The sequence below is a fragment of the Modicisalibacter tunisiensis genome, from assembly GCF_020148005.1.
In the GTDB taxonomy this organism is placed as follows: Bacteria; Pseudomonadota; Gammaproteobacteria; order Pseudomonadales; family Halomonadaceae; genus Modicisalibacter; species Modicisalibacter tunisiensis.
Window position 1 is genome coordinate 2,841,784 of sequence record NZ_JAGXFD010000001.1, and the last position, 22,397, is coordinate 2,864,180.

Annotated in this window: 15 protein-coding genes; 4 read left to right on the forward strand and 11 right to left on the reverse strand. The window is 68.9% G+C overall.

The features are described 5' to 3' along the window. The first annotated feature begins 94 nt into the window (after positions 1-94). The 3 genes from KGQ91_RS13375 to KGQ91_RS13385 all read left to right on the forward strand — a co-directional run bounded on the left by KGQ91_RS13375 (position 95) and on the right by KGQ91_RS13385 (position 4,977). Positions 95-2,002 carry a hypothetical protein gene (locus KGQ91_RS13375; RefSeq protein WP_224421175.1) on the forward strand — a complete coding sequence of 636 codons (1,908 nt, stop codon included), beginning with the start codon at positions 95-97 and terminating at the stop codon, positions 2,000-2,002. Between the two features lie 84 nt (positions 2,003-2,086). Next, complete coding sequence (locus tag KGQ91_RS13380) at positions 2,087-4,093, forward strand: DNA topoisomerase III (RefSeq protein ID WP_224421176.1); 2,007 nt, start codon at positions 2,087-2,089, stop codon at positions 4,091-4,093. Next, positions 4,090-4,977, forward strand: coding sequence for a ketopantoate reductase family protein (locus KGQ91_RS13385; RefSeq protein ID WP_224421177.1), 888 nt, complete (start codon positions 4,090-4,092; stop codon positions 4,975-4,977). The genes KGQ91_RS13380 and KGQ91_RS13385 overlap by 4 nt, the downstream gene beginning before the upstream one ends. 277 nt (positions 4,978-5,254) lie before the next feature. Here KGQ91_RS13385 and ppc read toward each other — a convergent pair whose 3' ends face one another. The 5 genes from ppc to cysM are packed head-to-tail and all read right to left on the reverse strand — an operon-like array spanning position 5,255 to position 13,328. Beyond that, complete coding sequence (gene ppc, locus KGQ91_RS13390; protein WP_224421178.1) at positions 5,255-7,903, reverse strand: phosphoenolpyruvate carboxylase; 2,649 nt, start codon at positions 7,901-7,903, stop codon at positions 5,255-5,257. After that, positions 7,896-8,750 (reverse strand): nucleoside triphosphate pyrophosphohydrolase, encoded by an 855-nt coding sequence (gene mazG / locus KGQ91_RS13395; protein WP_163650131.1) that lies wholly within the window; start codon positions 8,748-8,750, stop codon positions 7,896-7,898. The genes ppc and mazG overlap by 8 nt, the downstream gene beginning before the upstream one ends. Continuing rightward, on the reverse strand, positions 8,747-11,008 hold the full coding sequence (gene relA, locus KGQ91_RS13400) for a GTP diphosphokinase (RefSeq protein ID WP_224421179.1): 2,262 nt from the start codon (positions 11,006-11,008) through the stop codon (positions 8,747-8,749). The genes mazG and relA overlap by 4 nt, the downstream gene beginning before the upstream one ends. A gap of 54 nt (positions 11,009-11,062) precedes the next feature. After that, on the reverse strand, positions 11,063-12,430 hold the full coding sequence (locus KGQ91_RS13405; RefSeq protein ID WP_224421180.1) for a TRAM domain-containing protein: 1,368 nt from the start codon (positions 12,428-12,430) through the stop codon (positions 11,063-11,065). 1 nt (position 12,431) lies between these two features. Next, on the reverse strand, positions 12,432-13,328 hold the full coding sequence (gene cysM / locus KGQ91_RS13410; RefSeq protein ID WP_224421181.1) for a cysteine synthase CysM: 897 nt from the start codon (positions 13,326-13,328) through the stop codon (positions 12,432-12,434). 160 nt (positions 13,329-13,488) lie between these two features. Here cysM and KGQ91_RS13415 point away from each other — a divergent pair, with 160 nt between their 5' ends. Continuing rightward, on the forward strand, positions 13,489-16,146 hold the full coding sequence (locus KGQ91_RS13415) for an ATP-binding protein (protein ID WP_224421182.1): 2,658 nt from the start codon (positions 13,489-13,491) through the stop codon (positions 16,144-16,146). 229 nt (positions 16,147-16,375) lie between these two features. Here KGQ91_RS13415 and pdxJ read toward each other — a convergent pair whose 3' ends face one another. The 6 genes from pdxJ to lepA form a co-directional block, all read right to left on the reverse strand. After that, positions 16,376-17,164, reverse strand: coding sequence for a pyridoxine 5'-phosphate synthase (gene pdxJ, locus KGQ91_RS13420; protein WP_224421183.1), 789 nt, complete (start codon positions 17,162-17,164; stop codon positions 16,376-16,378). Positions 17,165-17,225: 61 nt separating this feature from the next. Further along, positions 17,226-17,939 carry a DNA repair protein RecO gene (recO, locus tag KGQ91_RS13425; RefSeq protein ID WP_224421184.1) on the reverse strand — a complete coding sequence of 238 codons (714 nt, stop codon included), beginning with the start codon at positions 17,937-17,939 and terminating at the stop codon, positions 17,226-17,228. 152 nt (positions 17,940-18,091) lie between these two features. Continuing rightward, positions 18,092-18,991, reverse strand: coding sequence for a GTPase Era (gene era, locus KGQ91_RS13430; RefSeq protein ID WP_224414758.1), 900 nt, complete (start codon positions 18,989-18,991; stop codon positions 18,092-18,094). After that, positions 18,988-19,677 (reverse strand): ribonuclease III, encoded by a 690-nt coding sequence (rnc, locus tag KGQ91_RS13435; RefSeq protein WP_224414757.1) that lies wholly within the window; start codon positions 19,675-19,677, stop codon positions 18,988-18,990. Before rnc ends, era begins: the two co-directional genes overlap by 4 nt. A gap of 43 nt (positions 19,678-19,720) precedes the next feature. Beyond that, a complete protein-coding gene (lepB, locus tag KGQ91_RS13440) occupies positions 19,721-20,524 on the reverse strand; it encodes a signal peptidase I (RefSeq protein ID WP_224414756.1) in 804 nt (267 codons plus the stop codon). A gap of 14 nt (positions 20,525-20,538) precedes the next feature. Further along, entirely contained in the window at positions 20,539-22,356 is a 1,818-nt protein-coding gene (gene lepA, locus KGQ91_RS13445; RefSeq protein WP_163650121.1) for a translation elongation factor 4, read from the reverse strand. Positions 22,357-22,397: the final 41 nt, after the last annotated feature.

Here is a 22,397-nt window from a genome sequence, read left to right on the forward strand (position 1 = left end):
GCAGCCGACTCACCAACGCTGGCGCGCCTGCCCCGGCGGTGCTAGGGTAGCGCCCTGTTCCGGTCTGCCTACCCCCGCTCGAGGACTCTTCGCGTTGCGCCTGCCGTTCCGTCGTGACCCATCTTCCCACGAAACCCCGCAGGTACGCCTGGAGCGCGAAGGCCGCGACGAGATCCGACGCATCACCGCCGCCGTGGAGAAGGTCCCCTGGACGGTGAGCCTGCTGCAGATCCTGTGGACCGCCGGCCCGGTGACCCTCCTCGGCGCCTGGGGCGGCTACCTGCTGGGCTACGGCAAGGCGCCCACCGCCGACAACTACATCTTCTTCATCTCCTACACGGTGATCACCGGCGCCGCGGGCATCATCGCCAACCTGGTGCACAACCTCACCGGCGGGCGACGGGCGGAGCGTACCGCCCAGAAGGTCGAACGTGTCATCAAGAGCCTGCCGGAGCTGCTGCTGGCGACCCGCAACCTGATCGTCGAAAGCCTCGAGGGCGACGCCCGCCGCCGCGAGGCCGCCGCCATGCTGCTGCGCAAGCAGGACCTGTCCCCCGAGGGGGTCGAGCTGGCCGCCATCGAACTGCTCGACGACCGCGACAGCGCGCGCATCATCACCCAGATCGACATCTATCGGCGCGCCGGGCTGCATGCCCGCATCCGCGACCTGGTGGCACGCTATCGCGATACCCTGGAGCCGCAGTTCGCCGCGATCGCCGAGCTCGCCCCGGCAGCCACCACACTGCTGCGCGAGCGCTTCGAGGGCCGCGCCCCCAACCTCCGCCAGGGCGTGCCGCGCGACACCAACTTCATCGAGCGCGTGCTGGCCGCCATCGAGCAGGACAACGAGCTGCTGATGACGCTGCAGGATGTCGAGGAGATGCTGATCCTGGCCTTCGAGCTGATCAGCGGGCGCCGGATCCCCATGCTGACCTTCGAGTACCGCGGCCGCTGGCGGCTGGCCCAGGCGCTGGACGGCCTCGAGGAGGCCCGGGCCCGCTACCGCATCGCCCAGGCCACCGCCCTGTCGCGTCTCAAGGCACTCACCGCTTACCTGGCCGAGCAGTCCGGCACCCTGGTCGAGCATGCCGCCGCCGGGCTGCGCGCCGAGGTGCTGCTCGAGCGCTCGCTGCAGGCCATGGACGCGCTGGCCGAACAGATCCATCACCTGGCGCCGGTGGTGGCCCGGGGCCTGACCGACCGGCGCAGCCAGCTGCGCCAGAAGGCCGACCTGCTGACCAACGCCATCCGCCTCTACAAGTCGGCCTACAACGCCTACGAAGCGGTCGGTCGCAGCCATGCCCAGCTGATCAAGCGCTCCGAGCGCTGGGAACGCATCAGCAGCCGCCTCGGCGATCAGGATACCCGGCTGCGTCTGGGCCCGGGGCGGCGCGGCCTGCGCATCCGCGAACACGTCATCGCCCTGGACGACGCCGCCAAGGCCGAGGTCTGCAAGCATCTCGCCCGCCACCTGAAGGAAGCCGGCATCGAGATGCCGCGTCACGCCCGTGCCCAGCAGGTGGAACGTGACACCCTGCTCACCGTCGGCGTGGACGCCGCCAAGCGCCTGGCAATCGAGATCGCCCTGGCCCTGGAGCCCCATATCCAGCTGTCGCACGCGGAGGTCCAGCGCGCCATCAACGGCTCCAACGCCGCCGACTTCGGCCAGCTCGAACCCAACCTGTCGGCCGCCACCAAGGCGGCGCTGGGCTCGGCCATGGTCAAGGAGATCGAGGTCAGCCTTTCGCGTACCGCCGAATCCCTGGCGCTGGCGCTGGTGCGCCACTACCGGGTCGATCTCGACCCCGCCGCCCGGCGCTTTCTGATCGAGCACTACGGCGCCCGCGAACAGACCCTCGACATGCTGGTCAACTACCAGGCCAGCCATGCGCACAGCGACAATCGCGGCGTGAGCTTCCTGAGCCAGCGCCCGCTGGCGATCGGCCCCCCGCGCCGCGACTGGTACCGGGCCCTGGTCCAGGCCAAGCGCGCCCTCGGTTGAAACCGTCAGCCCGGGGATGCACCATCCCTGTCGGCTCGGGCATACTGGACGCCCATCCAGCCATATGGCGCCATACTCACCACCATGCGCTTGATCATCGCCGAAAAGCCCAGCCTGGCCCGCGCCATCGCCGACGCCCTGCCAGGCAGAACGCAGCGCCGGGACGGTGCCCTCGAGGTCGGCGACACCTGGGTCAGCTGGTGTCTCGGCCACCTGCTGGAGCCGGCCCCGCCGGATGCCTATGACCCGCGCTACAAGCAGTGGCGGCTCGACCACCTGCCGATCGTTCCCGAACGCTGGCGTCTGGTGCCGCGTCACAAGGCCCGCGGCCAGCTCAAGGTACTGCGTGACCTGCTCAAGCGCGCCGACAGCCTGGTGCATGCCGGCGATCCGGACCGGGAAGGTCAGCTGCTGGTGCAGGAGGTCATCGAGCACCTCGGCTGGCGGGGGCCGGTGGCGCGGCTGCTGATCAGCGACCTCAACCGGCCGGCGGTGACCCGCGCACTGGCCGCGCTGCAGGACAACCGCCGCTATCAGCCGCTCTACGAGGCGGCCCGGGCGCGTTCGCGGGCCGACTGGCTCTACGGCATCAACCTCTCCCGCGCCTGGACCCTGACCGGCCGCCAGGCGGGGCATGACGGCGTGCTGTCGGTGGGCCGCGTGCAGACGCCGGTACTCGGCCTGGTGGCCCGCCGCGACATCGACATCGCCCGCTTCGAGCCGCGCCCGTATCACGTGCTGTGGGCCGACCTGACGGTGGCCGCCGGCGAGCTGCGTGCCTGGTGGCAGCCGGGGGAACACCACCCGCTCGACGACCAGGGACGCCTGCTCGCCCGGGCCCCGGCCGAGGCGCTGCTGGCCCGGCTGCCCGGCGCCGAGGGGCGGCTGACCCGGCTGGACGCCCGGCGCAAGCGCCAGAGCGCGCCCCTGCCCTATTCGCTGTCGGCCCTGCAGGTCGACGCCGCCCGCCGCCACCGCTTCTCCGCCCAGCAGGTGCTGGATGTCTGCCAGGCGCTCTACGAGCGCCATCAGCTGATCACCTACCCGCGTTCGGACTGCCGCTACCTGCCCGAGGAGCACCGCGCCGGCATGGGCACCCTGCTGGAGCGCGCCGGGGCGGGCGACGCGACCCTGCGCGACTGGCTGGCCGGCACCGACTTCACGCGGCGTCCCCGGGCCTTCGACGATGCCCGGGTCGGCGCGCACCATGCCCTGGCGCCGACCGGCAAGCCCTTCGCGCCCGAGCGCCTGTCGCCCCCGGAAGCGGCGATCTACCGACTGATCGCCCGCAACGTCATCGCCCAGTTCTACCCGATGCTGGAAACCCGCGAGGTCAAGGCCGAGTTCACGATCCTCGACGAGACCTTTCGCGCCCAGGGCCGCGAGATCCTGGTCGCCGGCTGGAAGCCGCTGTTCACCAGCCGCGACGAGGCCCCGCCCCTGCCGGCGCTGACCGAGGGCGAGCCGGTCACGGTGACGAACGCCGACATCGACGACAAGCTGACCCGCCCCCCGGAACCCTTCACCGACGCCAGCCTGATCAAGGCGATGATGAACATCGCCCGCTATGTCGAGGAACCGGCGGTCAAGCGGACCCTGCGCGACACCGACGGCCTGGGCACCGAGGCGACCCGCGCCACGATCATCGAGACGCTGCTCAAGCGCGGCTACCTGGTGCGCCAGAGCGGCAACCTGCGCGCCACTGCCACCGGACACGCCCTGATCCAGGCTCTGCCCGATGCGGCGACACGGCCCGAGCGCACCGCCCTCTGGGAGCAGCGCCTGCGGACCATCGCCGAGGCAGAAGAGGCACCCGGGCCGTTCCTCGACGGGCTGCTCGCGGACCTGCGCGAGCTGCTGGCCGCCGCCGATGCCGGCCGCATGCGCCAGGCCCTCGGCGAGACCCGTGGCCTGGGGCCGACGCCGAAGAAGCCGGCCTCCGGTAAGCCGGCCTCCGGTAAGCCGGCCTCAAAAAAAGCAAAAGCCTCGTCGCGTCGTCGGCGCTCCAGTCAATCCGGCAGTAGTGACATGACCGGCAAGTCCACACGGCGCGGGACGCGCCGCACCACCCGGCAGGGAGAGGACACATGACCACCGACCCTCGCTGGCTGATACTCGGCGCCGGCGCTCTCGGCCGGCTGCTGGCGGCACGCCTGGCCGAACGACAGCCCTCGATCCTGATCGGCCGCCGTACCGGCTCAAACCCGCTCATCATGACGACCCCGGAGGGAGAGGTTCGCCGGCACGCGGTGGTGCGCCTCACCCTCGCCGAGGCGCCGCGCCGACCGGCCCTGATCCACGTCACCACCAAGAGCCATGCGGTGGACGCCGCGCTCGACCAGCTGGCCGCCCGGGTGGCCGCCGATACCCCGGTGGTGCTGTGGCAGAACGGGTTTCAGGCCCAGCCCAGGGCGACCCGGCGCTGGGCCGGCCCGGTACTCTGCGCGGTGACCAGCGAAGGCGCCTACACACACGGCGAGGACGGGGTGGTGCATGCCGGCCATGGTCTGACCCACCTGGGCCACCTCGAGGGTCGCTACCCGGAACTGGCGACACGCACCAGCGCGACCCTGACCGCCGCCGGCCTCGAGACACGGGCCTGCGACGATATCCGCCGCCGGCTGTGGCACAAGCTCGCCGTCAACGCCGCGATCAACCCGCTGGTGGCGATTCACCGCATTCGCAACGGCGAGCTGCGCGCCCCGGCGTATCGTCCTCGTGTCGAGGCGATCGTTGCCGAAGTGGCGACCCTCATGGCCGCCGAGCAGATCGAGCCGCCGGAAACCGGCTGGCAGGCCCATGTCTGGGGGGTCATCGAGGGCACGGCCAACAATCGCGCCTCGATGCTGCAGGACGTGCTGGCCGGACGTCGTACCGAGCGCGATGCCATCCTCGGCCCGCTGCTCGAGGCCGCGCGGCGCCACGGCCTGAGCGTGCCGGCACTGGAACGACTCCGGGACGACACGCCGCAATAGGACTCAACGCAATAGTTCTCGAAATGGCAGCCAGGTGTGATCTCTCGGCAGGTTATTCATCCGGCGTCTGCCGTAGGAGCGACTTCAGTCGCGATGAATCCGCCACCAAGATTTCACGTTGGCAAGGCATTAAGATAACGGTATAAAAAGCGGGTAAGCCCTCGCACCGGTGACCGACACTCGTGGCAAACACGGGCGAAGGGGTGGCGACCGTACGCAAGTGGGGCCGGGAGTTGATCCCCGGCCCCGCTTTTCGCCTGAACTCACCGGCGTCGTGTCAGCCGGTGTTGCGCAGCCCCGCGGCGATGCCCGCCATGGTCACCATCAGCGCCCGCGACAGCGCCGGGCTGATCGCCCCGTCGGCATCCCGGTTGCGCTGCAGCAACTCGGCCTGCAGGCCGTGCAGCGGGTCGATGTAGGGGTTGCGCACGTCGATCGCCTGACGGATCAGCGGCGTGCCCTCGAGCAGCTCCTGCTGATCGAGGATCGACAGCAGCACGCCGTGCAGGCGCTCGAGGCGCTCGCGCAGGGAGCGGCCCAGCTGCTGGAGCGCCGGCTCGTCGACCAGGCGCTGCTCGTAGTAGGCGGCAATGCCCAGGTCGGCCTTGGCCAGCAGCATCTCCAGCATGTCCAGATAGGTGCCGAAGAACGGCCAGCGATGGCGCATCTCGCGCAGCCGATCGAGCCCGTCGGGTTCCTCCAGACGCCGCGCGAAGGCCTCACCGCTACCCAGCCAGGCCGGCAGCATCAACCGCGTCTGGGTCCAGGCGAAGATCCAGGGGATCGCCCGCAGCGATTCCACCCCGCCTTCCGAACGCCGCTTGGCCGGCCGCGAGCCCAGGGGCAGGCGACCCAGGGCCCCTTCCGGGGTCACGGCGCGGAAATAGGGAACGAAATCCGGATCCTCGCGCACCACGCTGACATAGGCACCGTGGGCGATCTCGGCCAGCCGGTCCATCTCCTCGCGCCACTCGGGTTCGGGAGACGGCGGCGGCAGCAGCGTGGCCTCGAGCACCGCGCAGGCGTAGATCTCCATCGAGCGCAGGGCGATGTCCGGCTGACCGAACTTGAACCGAATCATCTCGCCCTGCTCGGTGACGCGCAGGCTGCCGTTCACCGAACCCGGCGGCTGCGAGAGGATGGCCGCATGGGCCGGGCCGCCGCCGCGGCCCACGGTACCGCCGCGGCCATGGAACAGGGTCAGGTCGACGCCGTGACGCCGGCATATCTCGACCAGCGTTTCCTGGGCCCGGTACTGGGCCCAGGCGGCGGCCAGCTGACCGGCATCCTTGGCCGAATCCGAGTAGCCGATCATCACTTCCTGACTGTCGCCGGCCATCTCGCGGTAGCCAGGCAATGACAGCAACCGGTCGATCACCGCACCGGAGCGATCCAGGTCATCGAGCGTCTCGAACAGCGGCGCGATGGGCAGGCGCACGTCGCCGCCCACCTCCTTCATCAGCAGCGCCACCGCCAGCACGTCGGAGGGCTGGCCGGCCATCGAGATGATGTAGGTGCCCAGCGCCTCGCGGTGTTCCCGGGCGATCACCCGGAAGGTGTCGATGACCTCGCGGGCCTCGGTGGAGCAGTCCCAGCGCCGTGGAATCAGGGGCCGCGGCGAGGCCAGCTCCTCGAGCAGGAACGCCTGGCGCTGCGCTTCATCCCAGGCCTGGTAGTCGCCAACCCCCAGGTAGCGGGTCAGTTCGTCGAGCATCTGTGTGTGGCGGCTGGACTCCTGGCGAATATCCAGCTTGGTCAGCGACACGCCGAACACCGCCACCCGCCGCAGGGTATCGAGCAACGCGCCGTTGGCGATGGTGTCCAGTCCCACGTCGCACAGCGAGCGGTAGCAAGTCAGCAACGGCGCATAGAGCTGATCGCGGGTTTCGATGATCGGCCCGCCCTCGAAGCTGCGCCCGTCGAGACACGCCTTGGCCCAGTCGCGAGTGGCCTCGACTCGCGCCAGCAACCGCCGGATCAGCGCCCGATAGGGCTCGGGCTCATCGCCGACCTCGGCCTTGAGGGCGCTGTTGGCCTTCCACATCGACAGTTCGGACTTGAGCTGTTCCAGATCGCGCAGATACAGGTCCGCGGCCATCCAGCGCCCGAGCAGCAGCACCTCGCGGGTGACCCTGGCGGTGACGTTGGGATTGCCGTCACGGTCGCCACCCATCCACGAGGCAAAGCGCAGCGGCGAGGCATCCAGCGGCAGCCGCTCCCCGGCGGCATCCAGCAGCAGGTTGTCGAGATCGCGGTGGAAGTCGGGCACCGCCTGCCACAGCGAGTTCTCGATCACCGCGAAGCCCCACTTGGCCTCGTCGACCGGCGTCGGCCGCTCGTGGCGAATCTCGTCGGTGTGCCAGGCCTGGCTGATCAGTTCCTGAAGACGCCCCTGAACCCGGGTGGCCTTCTCGGGATAGTCGACCGCGCCTTCCATCGCCGTCAGGCAGTCGTCGATGGCGTCGTACTTCTGGATCAGGGTACGCCGGATGACCTCGGTGGGGTGCGCGGTCAGCACCAGTTCGACGCGCATGCCGGCCAGGGTCTCGATCAACTGGCGCGGCGAGTAGCCGGAGCGCCCGATGCGCTCGAACAGCTCGCCGAGCACCGGCTGGGAGCCCGGCTTGTAGTCCTCGACGCGGCGGAACCGGGCCCGGTAATGCTGCTCGGCGATGTTGGCCAGGTTGAGGAACTGGTTGAAGGCCCGGGTCACCGGCAGCAGGTCCTGATCGGGCAGCGCACGCAGGTACTCGATCAGCTCGCGCTGAGAGCCGCCCTCCCCCTGGCGGCCCCGCTTGGCCAGCCCGCGGATCGCCTCGATCTTGTCGACGAAACCGTCGCCGAGGTCGTCGGCGATGGTATGCCCCAGGCTGTCGCCCAGGATGCGCACGTTGTCGCGCAATGATTCGTGCAGGTCATCACTCATTGTTGTGGCTCTCCTCGGGATGATGATGTTCCCGCCGCTTGGCCTCTTCCCAGTGCCGATCCATCTCCGCCAGGGAGGCCTCGTCGGGCTGCCGGCCGTCGGCGGCCAGCGCCCGCTCGACATGCCGGAAGCGGCGCTCGAACTTGGCATTGGTGGTGCGCAGGGCCTGCTCGGGGTCGGCGCCCAAGCGCCGCGCCAGGTTGACCACGGCAAACAGCAGGTCGCCGACTTCCGCGCGCGCTTCCTCGGTCTCGCCCGCGTCCAGGGCGCCTTCGACCTCGCCGAGTTCCTCGCGGATCTTGGCCAGCACGCCCTGCTCGTCGGGCCAGTCGAAGCCCACCCGGGCGGCGCGCTTGCTCAGCTTGGCGGCGCGCGACAGCGCCGGCAGCGTGCGCGGCACATCGTCGAGCACCGAGACGGCATCACGTTCACGGCGCTCGTCGGCCTTCAGCGCCTCCCAGCGGGACTTGACCTGACGCGTCTCGACCTCGGCCGCGCTCACGCCCTCGCGACGCGAGGCCAGGGTACCCTCGGGGAAGACATGTGGATGGCGGGCGAGCATCTTGGCGGTCAGGGCGTCGACCACGTCGTAAAAGTCGAAGCGTCCCTCCTCCTCGGCGAACCGGCTGTAGTAGACCACCTGGAACAGCAGATCGCCCAGCTCGCCGGGCAGCTCGTCGTAGGCCCGGCGTTCGATGGCATCGGCCACCTCGTAGGCTTCCTCGAGGGTGTGGGGGACGATCGAGTCCCAGTCCTGCTTGACGTCCCAGGGGCAGCCCTGGACGGGATCGCGCAGCACCGCCATCAGGGTCAGCAGGTCGTCGAGATCATGGCGATGAGCGCTCATGGCCGTCCTCCCTTGCCGGCGCCGTTGCGCAGGCGCTTGACGTCGATGACGTTGGGCAGCTGCTGGATGCGCGAGAAGATCCGCCCCAGCGACTCCAGGCCGTCGACCTCGAGGGTAATGTGCAGCCGCGCGACGTTGTCGTCCTTGTTGGTCCGGGTGTTGACGCCGAGCACATTGACCCGGTCGTGGCTGAGCACATGGGTCACGTCGCGCAGCAGCCCGGAACGGTCCCAGGCCTCGATCTCGATGTCCACCGGGTACTGGGTGCGTGCCTGGTCGCCCCACTCCACGTCGACGATGCGCCCCGGCTCCTCGCTGCGCAACTGCAGGATGTTCGGGCAGTCCTGGCGGTGGATGGTGACACCGCGCCCCTGGGTGATGTAGCCGATGATCTGTTCGCCGGGCACCGGGTGGCAGCAGTTGGCCATGATGGTCTTGAGATTGCCCACGCCGAGCACGGTGATGCCCTCGCCGGGGCTCTTCGGCGAGCGCCGGGGCTTGGCCAGCAGGCGATCGAGCTGCTCCTCGTCATCGGTGTCGCCGAACAGCTGCTGGGCCTGGTGCAGCACCTGACCGATGCGCAGATCGCCCGCGCCGATGGCCGCGTACATGTCGTCGGGCGAGCCGTAGTTGACCGCGCCGGCCAGGGTGGCGAGGTCCAGTCCCTCGAGGTCGAGGCGCCGGAACTCCTTCTCGAACAGCGCCCGGCCCTCCTCGAGATTCTGCTCCCGGGCCTGATGCTTGAACCAGGACTGGATCTTGGACCGCGCCCGGGAGGTCTTGACGTAACCCAGGCTGGGGTTGAGCCAGTCGCGGCTGGGGCCCCCGCGGGTGGCGGTGAGAATCTCGACCTGCTGGCCGGTCTTCAGGCGGTAGGTCAGCGGCACGATGCGACCGTCGACCTTGGCCCCCCGGCAGCGATGGCCGATCTCGGTATGCACGCGGTAGGCGAAGTCGATCGGCGTGGCGACCCGCGGCAGGTCGATGACATGCCCGTCGGGGGTGAACACGTAGATGCGATCCGGCGCCACGTCGCTGGACAGCCCCTCGCGCAGGTCGCCGAGGTCGCCCACCTCGTCCTGCCACTCCAGCACCTGGCGCAGCCAGGCGATCTTCTCCTCGTAGCTGCGGCTCTTGCCGCCCACGTCGTGGCCCTTGTAGCGCCAGTGGGCGCAGACCCCCAGCTCGGCCTCCTCGTGCATGGCGAAGGTGCGAATCTGGATCTCCAGCACCTTGTTCTCGGGGCCGATGAGCGCGGTGTGCAGCGACTGGTAGCCGTTCTTCTTGGGGTTGGCGATGTAGTCGTCGAACTCGTTGGGCACGTGATGCCAGCGCGAATGCACGATGCCCAGCGCGGTGTAACAGTCGGCCACCTCGGGCACCAGGATGCGCACGGCACGCACGTCGTAGACCTGCGAGAAGTCGATGTGCTTGCGCTTCATCTTGCGCCAGATGGAATAGATGTGCTTGGCGCGGCCGCTGACCTCGTAGCGATGGATATGATTCTGCTCGAGCAGCTGCTTGAGGGTGGCCACCACGTCCTGGATGTAGTGATCGCGATCCACGCGCTTCTCGGCCAGCAGCCGGGCGATGGTCTTGTAGTCGTCCTCGTGCAGGTAACGGAACGACAGGTCCTCGAGCTCCCACTTGAGGTGACCGACGCCCAGCCGGTGGGCCAGCGGCGCATAGATGTCGAACACTTCGCGGGCCACGCTGAGCTGCTTCTCACGCGGGGCGTCACGCACCTGACGCAGGGCGCAGGTGCGCTCGGCGATCTTGATCAGCGCCACCCGCACATCGTCGATCATGGTCACCAGCATCTTGCGCAGGTTCTCCTGCTGGTTGTGCTGGGACATGCCGTGGCTGGGCGTCTGCTGCTGGCTGATCGCGGCCATGTTGAGCACGCCGTCGATCAGCCGCGCCACCCCGGCACCGAAGCGTTTCTCGATCGCCGCCAGGCCGATCTGTCCCTCGCGAACGGCGCGATAGAGCACGGCGGCTTCCAGCGCCTCCTGGTCGAGACGCAGCTCGCCGAGGATATCCGCCATCTCGAGTCCGGTGCGGAAGCTGGAGCCGTCCTCCAGCCACGCCTTGTGCGGCTTTTCCGTCTCGCGGGCGAGGCGCTGGGAGAGTTCGCAGGCCGACTTGAGCTCGTCCACGTCGCGCAGGGTGACGTCATCCTGCAGGCGCGCCAGCCAGCGATCGATATCGACCTGTCCATCGCCGTCGAGGGGTTGATCTTCGCGAACCTTGACCATGATTGTCTGGGTGCCTCTTCCTATTGTTCGATGCGACGATGTCGCCCCATCCGCTCATCCTGCGCGTTCGAACAGCAGCATCGACTCGAGATGCGCCGTCTGCGTGAACATGTCGGCCACGGCGGCGCGACGCAGCCGGTAGCCGCCATGCACGAGACGTGCCGCATCGCGGGCCAGGGTCGCCGGATCACAGGCCACGTAGAGCACGCGCGGCACCGCCGACGACGCCAGGGCGTCACAGGCCGCCTCGGCACCCTCGCGGGGCGGGTCCAGCACCACGATGTCGGGCACGTCACGCCAGTCCGGGGCGATGCCGAGGTCGTGGGTGCGTGCCGTGACATTGGTCAGGCCGTTGGCCAGCGCATTGTCACGCAGTCGCTGCACCATCGCGGCGCTGCCCTCCAGTGCCGTCACCTCGCCGACCCGGGTCGCCAGCGGCAGCGAGAAGTTGCCGATGCCGGCGAAGAGGTCGTGGACGCGCTCGCCGCCCGTCGGTGCCAGCCACGCCAGCGCCCGCTGCACCAGCTGCCGGTTGACGTCGGCATTGACCTGCAGGAAATCGCCCGGCGCGAAATCCAGGGTGACGTCGCGGGCCCCTCCCTTCAGGGTATAGCGCAGCGTTCCGGGCTTGCCGAGCCAGCGCCAGCCCGGCTGCTCGCGCCCCACCAGCCAGGCCACCGCCACGCCGTGGGTCTCGCCCCAGGCCGCCCAGCGCCGGGCGTCCTCGGCCTGCTCGCGAAGCTGGCGAACCACGACGACGCGTTCCGTCTCGCCGGCCACCAGTTCCAGATGGCCGACGTGCCGCGGCGCCGCCAGGGTCGGCAGCAAGGCGCGCAGCGGCGCGATCAGCGACGCCAGCTCGGGCATCAGTACCGGGCAGTCATCGACGTCGACCAGGTGATGGCTGCCTCGCGCCCGGAACCCGAGATGCACCTCGCCGGCATGGTCGCGGCGCACGCCGAGGCGAGCCCGGCGCCGATAGCCCAGCGGGGCCCCTGCCAGCAGCTCGATGGGCTCCGGTGCCGCGACCCCCTGACGGCGCAGCTGATCGGCCAGCACCTCGCGCTTGTGCTCGCGCTGGGCGGTGACGGCCAGGTGCTGCAGGTCGCAGCCGCCGCAACGGCCGTAGACCGCGCAGGCGGGTGCCACTCGCGCTGCCGCCGTGGTCAGCCGCTCGCGAACATGCGCCTCGTCGTAGCGCTTGCGCGAGGCATGCACCGCCACCGCCACCCGCTCGCCGGGCAGGGCATCGCTGACGAACAGGGTCTTGCCGGCCGCGTCGCGCGCCACGCCGCGGCCGTCATGCGAGAGGCGCTCGATCTCCACCGCCCCTCCGGATACGGCGGTTCCGTCCGATATCGCCGGCCCCTGACGGTGCCGGCGCGCCTTGCGCGGCGTGCGCCGCTCGCCCAGTCGACTCATGTCAGGCCTCGGGGGCGAACAGGCCCGTGGACAGGTAGCGATCGCCCCGGTCGCAGACGATGAACACGATCACCGCATTCTCGACCTGCTCGGCGACGCGCAGCGCGCCGGCCAGCGCGCCGCCCGAGGAAACGCCGGCGAGGATGCCTTCCTCGCGCGCCAGACGACGCATGTGTTCCTCGGCCTCGTGCTGGCCGATGTCGAGCACGTCATCGACGCGCGAGGCCTCGAAGATGCTCGGCAGGTAGGCCTGTGGCCAGCGGCGGATGCCGGCGATGCTGGCACCATCCTCGGGCTGCAGGCCGACGATCCGGATCTGCGGATTGCGCTCCTTGAGATAGCGCGATACCCCCATGATCGTGCCGGTGGTGCCCATCGAGCTGACGAAATGGGTGATGCCGCCGGCGGTCTGCTCCCAGAGCTCCGGCCCTGTGGTGCGGTAGTGCGCCAGCGGGTTGTCCGGGTTGGCGAACTGGTTGAGCGGCTTGCCCTCGCCCCGGGCGACCATCTCGTCGGCCAGGTCGCGGGCGCCTTCCATGCCCTGTTCGCCGGTGACCGTGATCAGCTTCGCGCCATAGGCCGCCATGGCCTGCTTGCGCTCGCTGGAGGCGCTGTCGGGCATGATCAGCACCATGCGATAGCCCTTGATGGCGGCGGCCATCGCCAGGGCGATGCCGGTGTTGCCCGAGGTGGCCTCGATCAGGGTGTCGCCCGGGGCGATCTCGCCCCGGGCCTCGGCTTCACGAATCATCGACAGGGCCGCACGGTCCTTGACCGAGCCCGCCGGGTTGTTGCCCTCCAGCTTGGCCAGCAGCGTGTTGTTGCGACCGGCTCCGATACGCTGCAGGCGGACCAGCGGCGTGTTGCCGACGACATCCTCGAGGGTGGGAAAGTGCATGACGGTTTCCTTCTGCGCCGGGGCGAGCTGTCATTCGGCGAGCGCCCGAACGGTGAATAAGAACTTGCCGCATTATATCGTCGCCGCCCGGTGGTGGACAGGCGGGGGGACGGTCTGTGGCATACTGGCGAGCCATGACACGCCTTCGGAATCTCGCCCCATGACCCTGTGGTTGCGCCTGCTGCTGGCCTTGCTGGTCATTCCCTGGCTGCTGATGCTGGCGCTGGGCGGCTGGCAGTTCGCCGCGGACGATCGCCAGCGCCGCGAGGCGCTGGTGACCCGCATCGAGGACGGCGTCAGGCTGCTCGCGCCCGCTCTCGCCGAGGCCCGTGACACGGTGACGCCGACACCCCGGGCGGCGCCGCTCGAGCGGCTGGCCCGGCTGACGGATGTGGCCGACGTCCGTTGGCGCGACAGCGGCTCGGCAGACAGCACGCCTCCCGCCCGGACGAGCCTGATCCGACGAGACGGGCGGACGCATGTGATCGTGCCGCTGCCCGGGGTGGCCTCCCCCGCCGCCTGGCTGGACGTGACGCTCCACGATGGCGCCCTGAGCCTGCCGCGCTACCGACAGCTGGCCGGCTGGGCGATCGCCCTGGCCCTGGCGATGCTGATGCTGGGCCTCACCGCCCTGCTCGTCCCCCGCCGGGCTCTGGCGACTCTCGCCGAACAGCGCCACGTCCTCGAGCGGTTGCGGGCCGGCGACCGCCGCGCCCGTCTGCCGACCGAGGGCCCCCGCGAGCTGGCCCTGCTCTCCCGGGCCATCAACGGGCTCGCCGACACCCTGGCCTCCGGCCGCCACGGCGACACGCCGGTCACCACCGAACTGCGCGCCTCGCTGCAGACCATCGAGCGCCAGAACGCCGAACTCGAGAGCGCGCGCCAGCAGGCCCAGGACGCCAACCGCGTGAAGTCGGAGTTCCTCGCCAACGTCAGTCACGAGATTCGCACGCCGCTCAACGGCATCATCGGCTTCTGTCGCCTGCTCGAGCGCAGCCCGCTGGAGGCACGCCAGCAGGAGTGGCTGGAGAATGTCACCCTGGCGGCCGACAACCTGCTGTCACTGGTCAACGATATCCTCGACTTTTCCAAGCTCGAGGCCGGCAAGCTGTCGCTCGATACCACCAGCCTCGATATCGCCGAGATCATCGACGAGGTGCTGCTCCTCCAGGCCCCCGCGGCCCAGGACAAGGACCTCGAGATGCTGGGCCTGGTCTATGATGACGTACCGGCGACGCTGTCGGGCGACCCGCTGCGCATCCGCCAGATCCTCACCAACCTGGTCCACAATGCCGTCAAGTTCACCGATCACGGCGAGATCCTGGTTCGCGTCCAGGTCGAGGCGGAGCACGGCAGCGACATCGTGCTGGGCATTCGCGTCAGCGACACCGGCATCGGCCTGGCCGAGGAGGTTCGCGACCAGCTGTTCCAGCCGTTCGTGCAGGGCGAGAGCACCCGCTTGAGCCACCCCGGCGGCACCGGCCTGGGACTGATGATCTGCCGGAAGCTGCTCGACCAGATGCACGGCGACATCCGCGCCGACAGCACCCCCGAGGGCGGAACCACCTTCCACGTGACCCTGCCGCTGGGCGTGGTGACCCCGGCTGACGAGCGCCGCCCGGCGCTTGACCTGAGCGGACGGCGGCTGGTACTCCGCGAACCGCACACCCCCAGCCGCCGCGCCCTCGCCCACCTGCTGCACCAGGCCGGTGCCGAGGTAAGGGTGCATGAACGGCCGGTGACGGCCGAATCCCTGCCGATGGACACGGACCTGGTGATCGAGGCCCGATCGAGCGCTCTCGCTGCCGAGACCCGCGCTCGCCTGGAGCGACTGCCCTGCCCCGTGCTGCTGCTGGGCAAGGGCGAGCCGCAGGATGGGGAGGCCACCGCCCTGACCGACCGGCTCCGCTGGTTCACCAAGCCGCTGACGCGGACACGCCTGGCCGCCGCCCTCGACGAGCTGCTGCCGCCCCCGGCCCATCCGCCGGCACCGACCGCCACCGGAGCATCCCGGACCACGGCGCCGGCCCCCCGCGTGATGATCGTCGACGACGTCGCCTCCAACCGCCTGCTGGTCAGCGAGCTGCTGCGCCAACGCGGCATCGAGGGCGCGCTCTGTGCCGACAGCGGCGAGGCGGCCCTGGCCCTGGCCCGCCGGCAGCGCGTCGACCTGGTCCTGATGGACATTCGCATGCCGGGCATGGACGGCATCGCCACCGCGGCGGCACTGCGACGGCTGGGCGGCGCGTGGCGTCACTGCCCGATCGTCGCGCTGACCGCCCACGCCCGGGCCGAGGACACTCGCTCGCTGCTGGATTCCGGCATGCAGGCCGTACTGACCAAGCCGCTCGACGAGCACGCCCTGGGCCGCGTGCTGAGCGACCACCTGGCGCTGCCCCCGTCGCTCGGGCCCGTGGCATCCGGGCATGGCACGACGCTCGAGGACGACGAACTGCCGGTCGTCGATACCGAGCTCGGCATCACCCTGGCGGGGGGGCAACCGGCGCTGGCCGAGCGCATGCTGGCGGCCCTGCTGGAAAGCCTCGACGAGATCGAGGCCGAACTGCGACGGACCTACGCGCTGGACGACGAGAGCGCCTTCCTCGATGCCGTGCACCACCTCAATGGCGCCTGTCGCTACTGCGGCGTGCCGCAGCTGGCCCTGGTGGCCGAAACCCTCGAGTCGCGCCTGCGCGCCCAGGGCCTCGCCAGCGTGGCGGACATCTACGTGACCTTGCTGGAAGCCCTGCAGCGACTGCGCGCCTGGCGCGCCGAGCAGGCACGCCCGGTCACCACCCCCGACGGCGGCGAGCGCTAGTTGTGGTCTCTCGGCAGGTTGTTCATCCGCAGTCTGGCCGTGGGAGCGACTTCAGTCGCGATGAGCGCGCCACCGAGACACCGCTGTCGGGGATGAATCCCCTTCCACAAGCTCCCTTCAGGGCGGCCCCCCTTCCGGCAAGCGTCTCCGGCAGGCCGGTCAGCCTGGATTACTACCCTCCAGTCAGCCGGCGGGGCCTTTCCGTGAACAACCTGATGGGTTTACACAGCTAGTGGTAGTCGTGGTCATCGTGGTCGTGCCCATCCAGGGCGGCCACGAAGCCCGCCTCGTAGCCGGCGACGACCAGACGCTTCATTTCGGCAACCGCCTCCTTGAGCCCCACGAACAGGGCGCGGGCGATGATCGCGTGGCCGATGTTGAGCTCGTTAATGCCGGGAATCGCGGCGATGGGCTCGACATTGTGGTAATGCAGGCCATGTCCCGCATTGACCGTCAGCCCCAGCTCCAGCGCCAGCTCCGCCGCGGCGGCGACCCGCGCATGCTCGAGACGGGCGGTCTCGCCCCGGGCCTCGGCATAGGCGCCGGTATGCAGCTCGATGACCGGGGCGCCGATCTCGTGGGCGGCACGAATCTGCTCGGGGTCGGGGTCGATGAACAGCGACACCTCACAGCCGGCGGCGGCCAGGCGTTCGCAGGCCGGGGCGATCGTGGCCCGACCGCCGACCACGTCCAGCCCGCCCTCGGTGGTCAGCTCCTCGCGCTTTTCCGGGACCAGGCACACGTTCGCCGGCTTCACGCGCTCGGCGAAGGCGACCATCTCCTCGGTCACCGCCATCTCCAGGTTGATGCGCGTGTTGACCACCTCGGCCAGGCGCCGCACGTCGTGCTCCTGGATATGCCGGCGATCCTCGCGCAGGTGCAGCGTGATGCCGTCGGCACCCGCCTCCTCGGCCAGCAGCGCGGCCTGGACCGGATCGGGGTAGCGGGTGCCGCGCGCCTGGCGCAGGGTCGCCACATGGTCGATGTTGACGCCGAGCAGGATGCGGGGAGGCTGCATGGGGATACTCCTTCGGTAAGCCGCAAGATGGAGGGGCATCTTAGCGTCTACCGCCGGCGGCTTACACCTCGCGGTGCTCGCCGCGTCGCCGGGCCACCAGCGCACGCATCAGTTCCCGCGAGCGCAGCGAGCGCTCGCCCAGCAGCGGATCCAGCGCGGAACGCGTCAGCGCCTTGGCGAGCCCGGCCAGCCCCGGGCGCTCCCAGTCGCCCCCGGCCAGCAGCCGCAGGCCGCGCCCGTCCATGCCCCGGTCCGACTCGGTGGGCGCGAAGCGGCGCTGCTCGGGGAGATAGACATAGCGGGACTGCGGATCGAGGGCCCGATCCCCAGAATCGAGGAACACCGGTTCACTGTCGAGGACCTCGAGGAGGCTGATCTCCAGGCGACGCAGGGCCCCGGCACGCTGCGCCGGCACGGTCAGCGCGTCGAGTGCCGCCGTGTAGTAGGCGAAGACGTCCGGCGCCGGCAGCAGGGGCGGCAGCAGCCGGGTCAGCAGCTCATTGGCGTACAGGCCGCACAGCAGACCCTCGCCGGCCAGCAGCGACACCGAGCCACGCGACTCCAGCAGGCGCAGGCGCTTGAGCTCATGGTCGCCCTGCCAGGTGACGTGCAGCGCCGCGAAGGGCTGCAGGCGGCCCCGCGACTTGCTGCCGGCCCGCTGCACACCCTGGGCCACGGCACGCACCCGGCCGTGCTCGAGCGTCAGCAGCTCGACCAGGGCGCTGGTCTCGCGGTAGGGCCGCTTGTGCAGCAGGTAGGCCGGCTGGGGGGTCATGACTGTCTCCCTGACGCCAGACGAGACCTCGCCGAGCGACGATCAGGCAAGGCGAAGAGCGGGGAGAACGCAGAGTTTACCAATGAGTAAATGAGCATTTTGAGCCGCTCTTCAACACAGCATTGATCGAGCGCAGGCAGGTGTCGTCGGCGTCAGTCCAGATCGTACCCCAGACTCTTCAAGGCCCGGTCATCATCCGACCAGCCGCGCTTGACCTTGACCCAGAGGTTGAGCATCACCTTGGCGCCCAGGGCCCGCTCCATCTCGAGCCGTGCCTCGCGGCCGATCTTCTTGATGCGCTCGCCGTTCTCGCCGATCAGGATCTTCTTCTGTCCCGGGCGCTCCACCAGCATCAGCGCGCTGATGTGAATGATCCGCCCCTCGTCGCGGAACTCCTCGATCTCGACGGTCATCTGGTAGGGCAGCTCGTCGCCGAGCTGGCGCATGACCTTCTCGCGCACCAGTTCGGCGGCCAGGAAGCGCTGGCTGCGGTCGGTGATCTGGTCCTCGGGGAAGTAGTGGACCCCCTCGGGCAGGTACTGGGCCACCTCGGCCTCGAGCTCGGGGACATTGGTGCCATGCTTGGCGGAGATCGGCAGGATGGCGGCGAACTCGCGCTTGGCCTGCAGCGACTCCAGCCACGGCAGCAGCGTGCTCTTGTCCTTGAGCCAGTCGACCTTGTTGACCGCGAGGATCACCGGTGCGCGCACATGGGTCAGCTTGTCGAGCACCACGTCGTCTTCCTCGGTCCAGCGGGTCCGATCGACCAGGAAGACCACACAGTCGATATCACGCAGGGCCTGGGTCGCCGCCTGGTTCATGAAGCGGTTGATGGCCTTGTTGCGATCCCGGGACTGGATATGCATGCCCGGCGTGTCGACGTAGATGAACTGCGTCTCGTCCTCGGTCTTGATGCCCATCACCTGATGACGCGTGGTCTGCGGGCGACGCGAGGTGATCGACACCTTCTGCCCGAGGATGCGGTTCATCAGGGTCGACTTGCCGACGTTGGGCCGGCCGACGATGGCCACGAAACCACAGCGTTGCGTCATGAGCGCCCTCCTCGCGGCTCGAGCCGGTGCAAGGCCTGCTCGGCCGCCTGCTGTTCGGCATGCCGGCGGCTGGAGCCGACACCCAGGGTGTGTTCATCGAGCATCGCCACGTGGCACTCGACGGTAAAGGTCTGCGCATGCGCCTCGCCTTCCACCGACACCACCTCGTAGCGCGGCAGCGGCGACTGGCGGGACTGCAGGAATTCCTGAAGCCGCGTCTTGGGGTCCTTCTGGGTATCGTGCAGGTTGATCGACTCGAGCCGCGTGCCGTACCAGGCGAGGATACGCGCCTTGACGGCATCCATGCCGGCGTCCAGGTAGATGGCGCCGATCACCGCCTCCATGGCATCGGCCAGGATCGACTCGCGCCGGAAACCGCCGCTCTTCAGCTCGCCCGAGCCGAGCCGGAGCTGCTCGCCGAGTTCGAACTCGCGGGCCAGCTCCGCCAGGGTCAGCCCCTTGACCAGGCGCGCCCGCAGCCGCGACAGCTGGCCCTCGCGGGCCTGGGGAAAGCGCTGAAAGAGCGCCTCGCCGATCACGAAGTTGACGATGGAATCGCCCAGAAACTCCAGGCGCTCGTTGTTGTCGCCACCGTAGCTGCGATGCGTCAGGGCCAGTTCCAGCAGGGCCGGGTCACGAAAGTCGTGACCGATGCGGCGGCTGAAGGCTTGTTGCGAGGTACTCACGAAACGTCCGCTCTCGAATTCTCTTGAATGGTCGGTCGCCGGCTCATGGAATCAGGCGTACCGAACTGAAGCTGGGAAGCCCGCCGTCCCAGTGCATCCACACGGCAAAGGCCTTGCCGACGATGTTCTCTTCCGGCACGAAGCCCCAGTAGCGGCTGTCGTTGGAGTGGTCGCGGTTGTCTCCCATCATGAAGTAGTGGCCCGGCGGCACCACCACCTCGCGCATCTGCGGCCCGGGATCGCGCGGGTTATTGTAGATGGCGTGCTCGTGCTCGCCCAGCCACTCCTTGAAGCGTACCTCGCCCGGGGCGGTCTCGGGATTGCGATCCGCCACCTCCTTGGTCACCGGCTTGCCGTTGACGTAGAGCTGCTTGCCCTCGTAACGGATCCGGTCGCCGGGCAGCCCCACGACACGCTTGATGAAGTCCACCGAGGGGTCTTCCGGGAAACGGAACACCATCACGTCGCCACGCTCGGGCTCGCCGAGATCGAGCACCTTGGTGTTCGCCACCGGCAACCGCAGCCCGTAGGTGAACTTGTTGACCAGGATGAAATCGCCCACCTCGAGCGTGGGGCGCATCGAGCCGGAGGGAATCTGGAACGGCTCGACGATGAAGCTGCGCAGCAGCAGCACGATCAGCAGTACCGGAAAGAACGACCGGGCATAGTCGACCGGCCAGGGCTCGCGAGTCAGCTTGCGGCGCGCCGTGTCGTCGAGCGTCACCGACTCGCCGGCCTCGGCGGCGACCAGCCGCGCCCGACGGCGACGCCGCCACCAGACCACATCCAGCAACCAGACCAGTCCGGTGACGGCCACGGCCACCACCAGCAGCAGCGAAAAATCCATGTCTCTTTCAGTTCCTAGTCATTGACCTTGAGTACGGCGAGGAAGGCATCCTGGGGGATCTCGACGCGCCCCACCTGCTTCATGCGCTTCTTGCCGGCCTTCTGCTTCTCGAGCAGCTTCTTCTTGCGCGTCACATCCCCGCCGTAGCACTTGGCGGTCACGTTCTTGCGCAGCGCCTTGACCGTGGAACGCGCCACGACCTGGCTGCCGATGGTGGCCTGGATCGCCACGTCGAACATCTGCCGCGGGATCAGCTCCTTCATCTTCTCGACCAGCGAGCGGCCGCGTCCCTGGGCATGATCGCGATGCACGATCGCCGCCAGGGCATCGACCTTGTCGCCGTTGATCAGCACGTCGAGCCGCACCAGCTTGGCGGCCTGGAAGCGCACGAAGCCGTAGTCGAGCGACGCATAGCCCCGGGAAATGGACTTCAGGCGATCGAAGAAGTCCATCACCACCTCGCTCATCGGCAGTTCGTAGGTGAGCTGGATCTGGCTGCCGAGGAACTGCATGTCCTGCTGGACGCCGCGGCGCTGCTCGCACTCGGCGATCACGTTGCCCACGAACTCCTGCGGCACCAGGATGCTGGCCTTGACGATCGGCTCGCGCATCTCCTCGACGTTGGCCAGGTCCGGCAGCTTCGAGGGGTTGGAGACGTAGAGCGTCTCGCCGGTCTTCATCGCCAGCTCGTAGACCACCGTCGGGGCGGTGGTCAGCAGGTCGAGGTTGTACTCGCGCTCGAGCCGCTCCTGGATGATCTCCATGTGCAGCGTGCCCAGGAAGCCGACGCGGAAGCCGAAGCCCAGGGCATCGGAATTCTCGGGCTCGTAGTCCAGCGAGGCGTCGTTGAGCGCCAGCTTCTCGAGCGCATCGCGGAACTCCTCGTAGTCATCGGAGCTGACCGGGAACATGCCCGCATAGACCTGCGGCTTGACCTTCTGGAACCCGGGCAGACGCGGCGTGTCCGGTGTCTTGGCGTGGGTGATGGTATCCCCCACCGGCGCGCCGTGGATGTCCTTGATACCGGCCACCACGAAGCCCACCTCACCGGCACGCAGGATGCCGGTCTGCTTGCGCTTGGGCGTGAAGATGCCGACTTCGGTGACCTCCCAGTCACGCCCGGTGGATTTCATGCGAATCTTGTCGCCCTTGCGCAGCGTGCCGTCGAACAGACGAATCAGCGACACCACGCCCAGGTAGTTGTCGAACCAGGAGTCGATGATCAGCGCCTGCAACGGCTTCTCGGCATCCCCCCTGGGCGGCGGAATGTCACGAACCAGACGCTCCATCAGGCCCTCCATGCCGATGCCGGTCTTGGCCGAGACCTGGCAGGCATCGACGGCATCCAGGCCGATGATCTCCTCGATCTCCTGGGCCACGCGATCCGGATCGGCCTGGGGCAGGTCGATCTTGTTGAGCACCGGCAGCACTTCCAGGTCCTGGGCGATCGCCGTGTAGCAGTTGGCCACCGACTGGGCCTCGACGCCCTGGGCGGCATCCACCACCAGCAGCGCGCCCTCGCAGGCGTAGAGCGACCGCGAGACCTCGTAGGAGAAGTCGACGTGCCCCGGGGTGTCGATGAAGTTGAGCTGATAGACCTCGCCATCCTCGGCGTGGTAGTCCAGCGTCACGGACTGGGCCTTGATGGTGATGCCGCGCTCGCGCTCGAGATCCATCGAGTCGAGCACCTGCTCCTTGAGTTCGCGCTCGGTCAGCCCGCCGCAGAGCTGGATGATGCGATCGGCCAGGGTCGACTTGCCGTGGTCGATGTGCGCGATAATCGAAAAATTTCGTATGTTGTTGATGACCTTGCGATTGTCGTTGCTGCTCATTGACGCCTGTCCGGTGTTGTGTACACGATCCTGCCGCGCCG

What these genes read in the sequence shown, in the direction of transcription:
- KGQ91_RS13380 (WP_224421176.1), top strand. Translation starts at nt 2,087, where the DNA reads ATGCGCTTGATCATCGCCGAAAAGCCCAGCCTGGCCCGCGCCATCGCC.
- KGQ91_RS13385 (WP_224421177.1), top strand. Translation starts at nt 4,090, where the DNA reads ATGACCACCGACCCTCGCTGGCTGATACTCGGCGCCGGCGCTCTCGGC.
- ppc (WP_224421178.1), bottom strand. Translation starts at nt 7,903, where the DNA reads ATGAGTGATGACCTGCACGAATCATTGCGCGACAACGTGCGCATCCTG.
- mazG (WP_163650131.1), bottom strand. Translation starts at nt 8,750, where the DNA reads ATGAGCGCTCATCGCCATGATCTCGACGACCTGCTGACCCTGATGGCG.
- relA (WP_224421179.1), bottom strand. Translation starts at nt 11,008, where the DNA reads ATGGTCAAGGTTCGCGAAGATCAACCCCTCGACGGCGATGGACAGGTC.
- KGQ91_RS13405 (WP_224421180.1), bottom strand. Translation starts at nt 12,430, where the DNA reads ATGAGTCGACTGGGCGAGCGGCGCACGCCGCGCAAGGCGCGCCGGCAC.
- cysM (WP_224421181.1), bottom strand. Translation starts at nt 13,328, where the DNA reads ATGCACTTTCCCACCCTCGAGGATGTCGTCGGCAACACGCCGCTGGTC.
- KGQ91_RS13415 (WP_224421182.1), top strand. Translation starts at nt 13,489, where the DNA reads ATGACCCTGTGGTTGCGCCTGCTGCTGGCCTTGCTGGTCATTCCCTGG.
- pdxJ (WP_224421183.1), bottom strand. Translation starts at nt 17,164, where the DNA reads ATGCAGCCTCCCCGCATCCTGCTCGGCGTCAACATCGACCATGTGGCG.
- recO (WP_224421184.1), bottom strand. Translation starts at nt 17,939, where the DNA reads ATGACCCCCCAGCCGGCCTACCTGCTGCACAAGCGGCCCTACCGCGAG.
- era (WP_224414758.1), bottom strand. Translation starts at nt 18,991, where the DNA reads ATGACGCAACGCTGTGGTTTCGTGGCCATCGTCGGCCGGCCCAACGTC.
- lepB (WP_224414756.1), bottom strand. Translation starts at nt 20,524, where the DNA reads ATGGATTTTTCGCTGCTGCTGGTGGTGGCCGTGGCCGTCACCGGACTG.
- lepA (WP_163650121.1), bottom strand. Translation starts at nt 22,356, where the DNA reads ATGAGCAGCAACGACAATCGCAAGGTCATCAACAACATACGAAATTTT.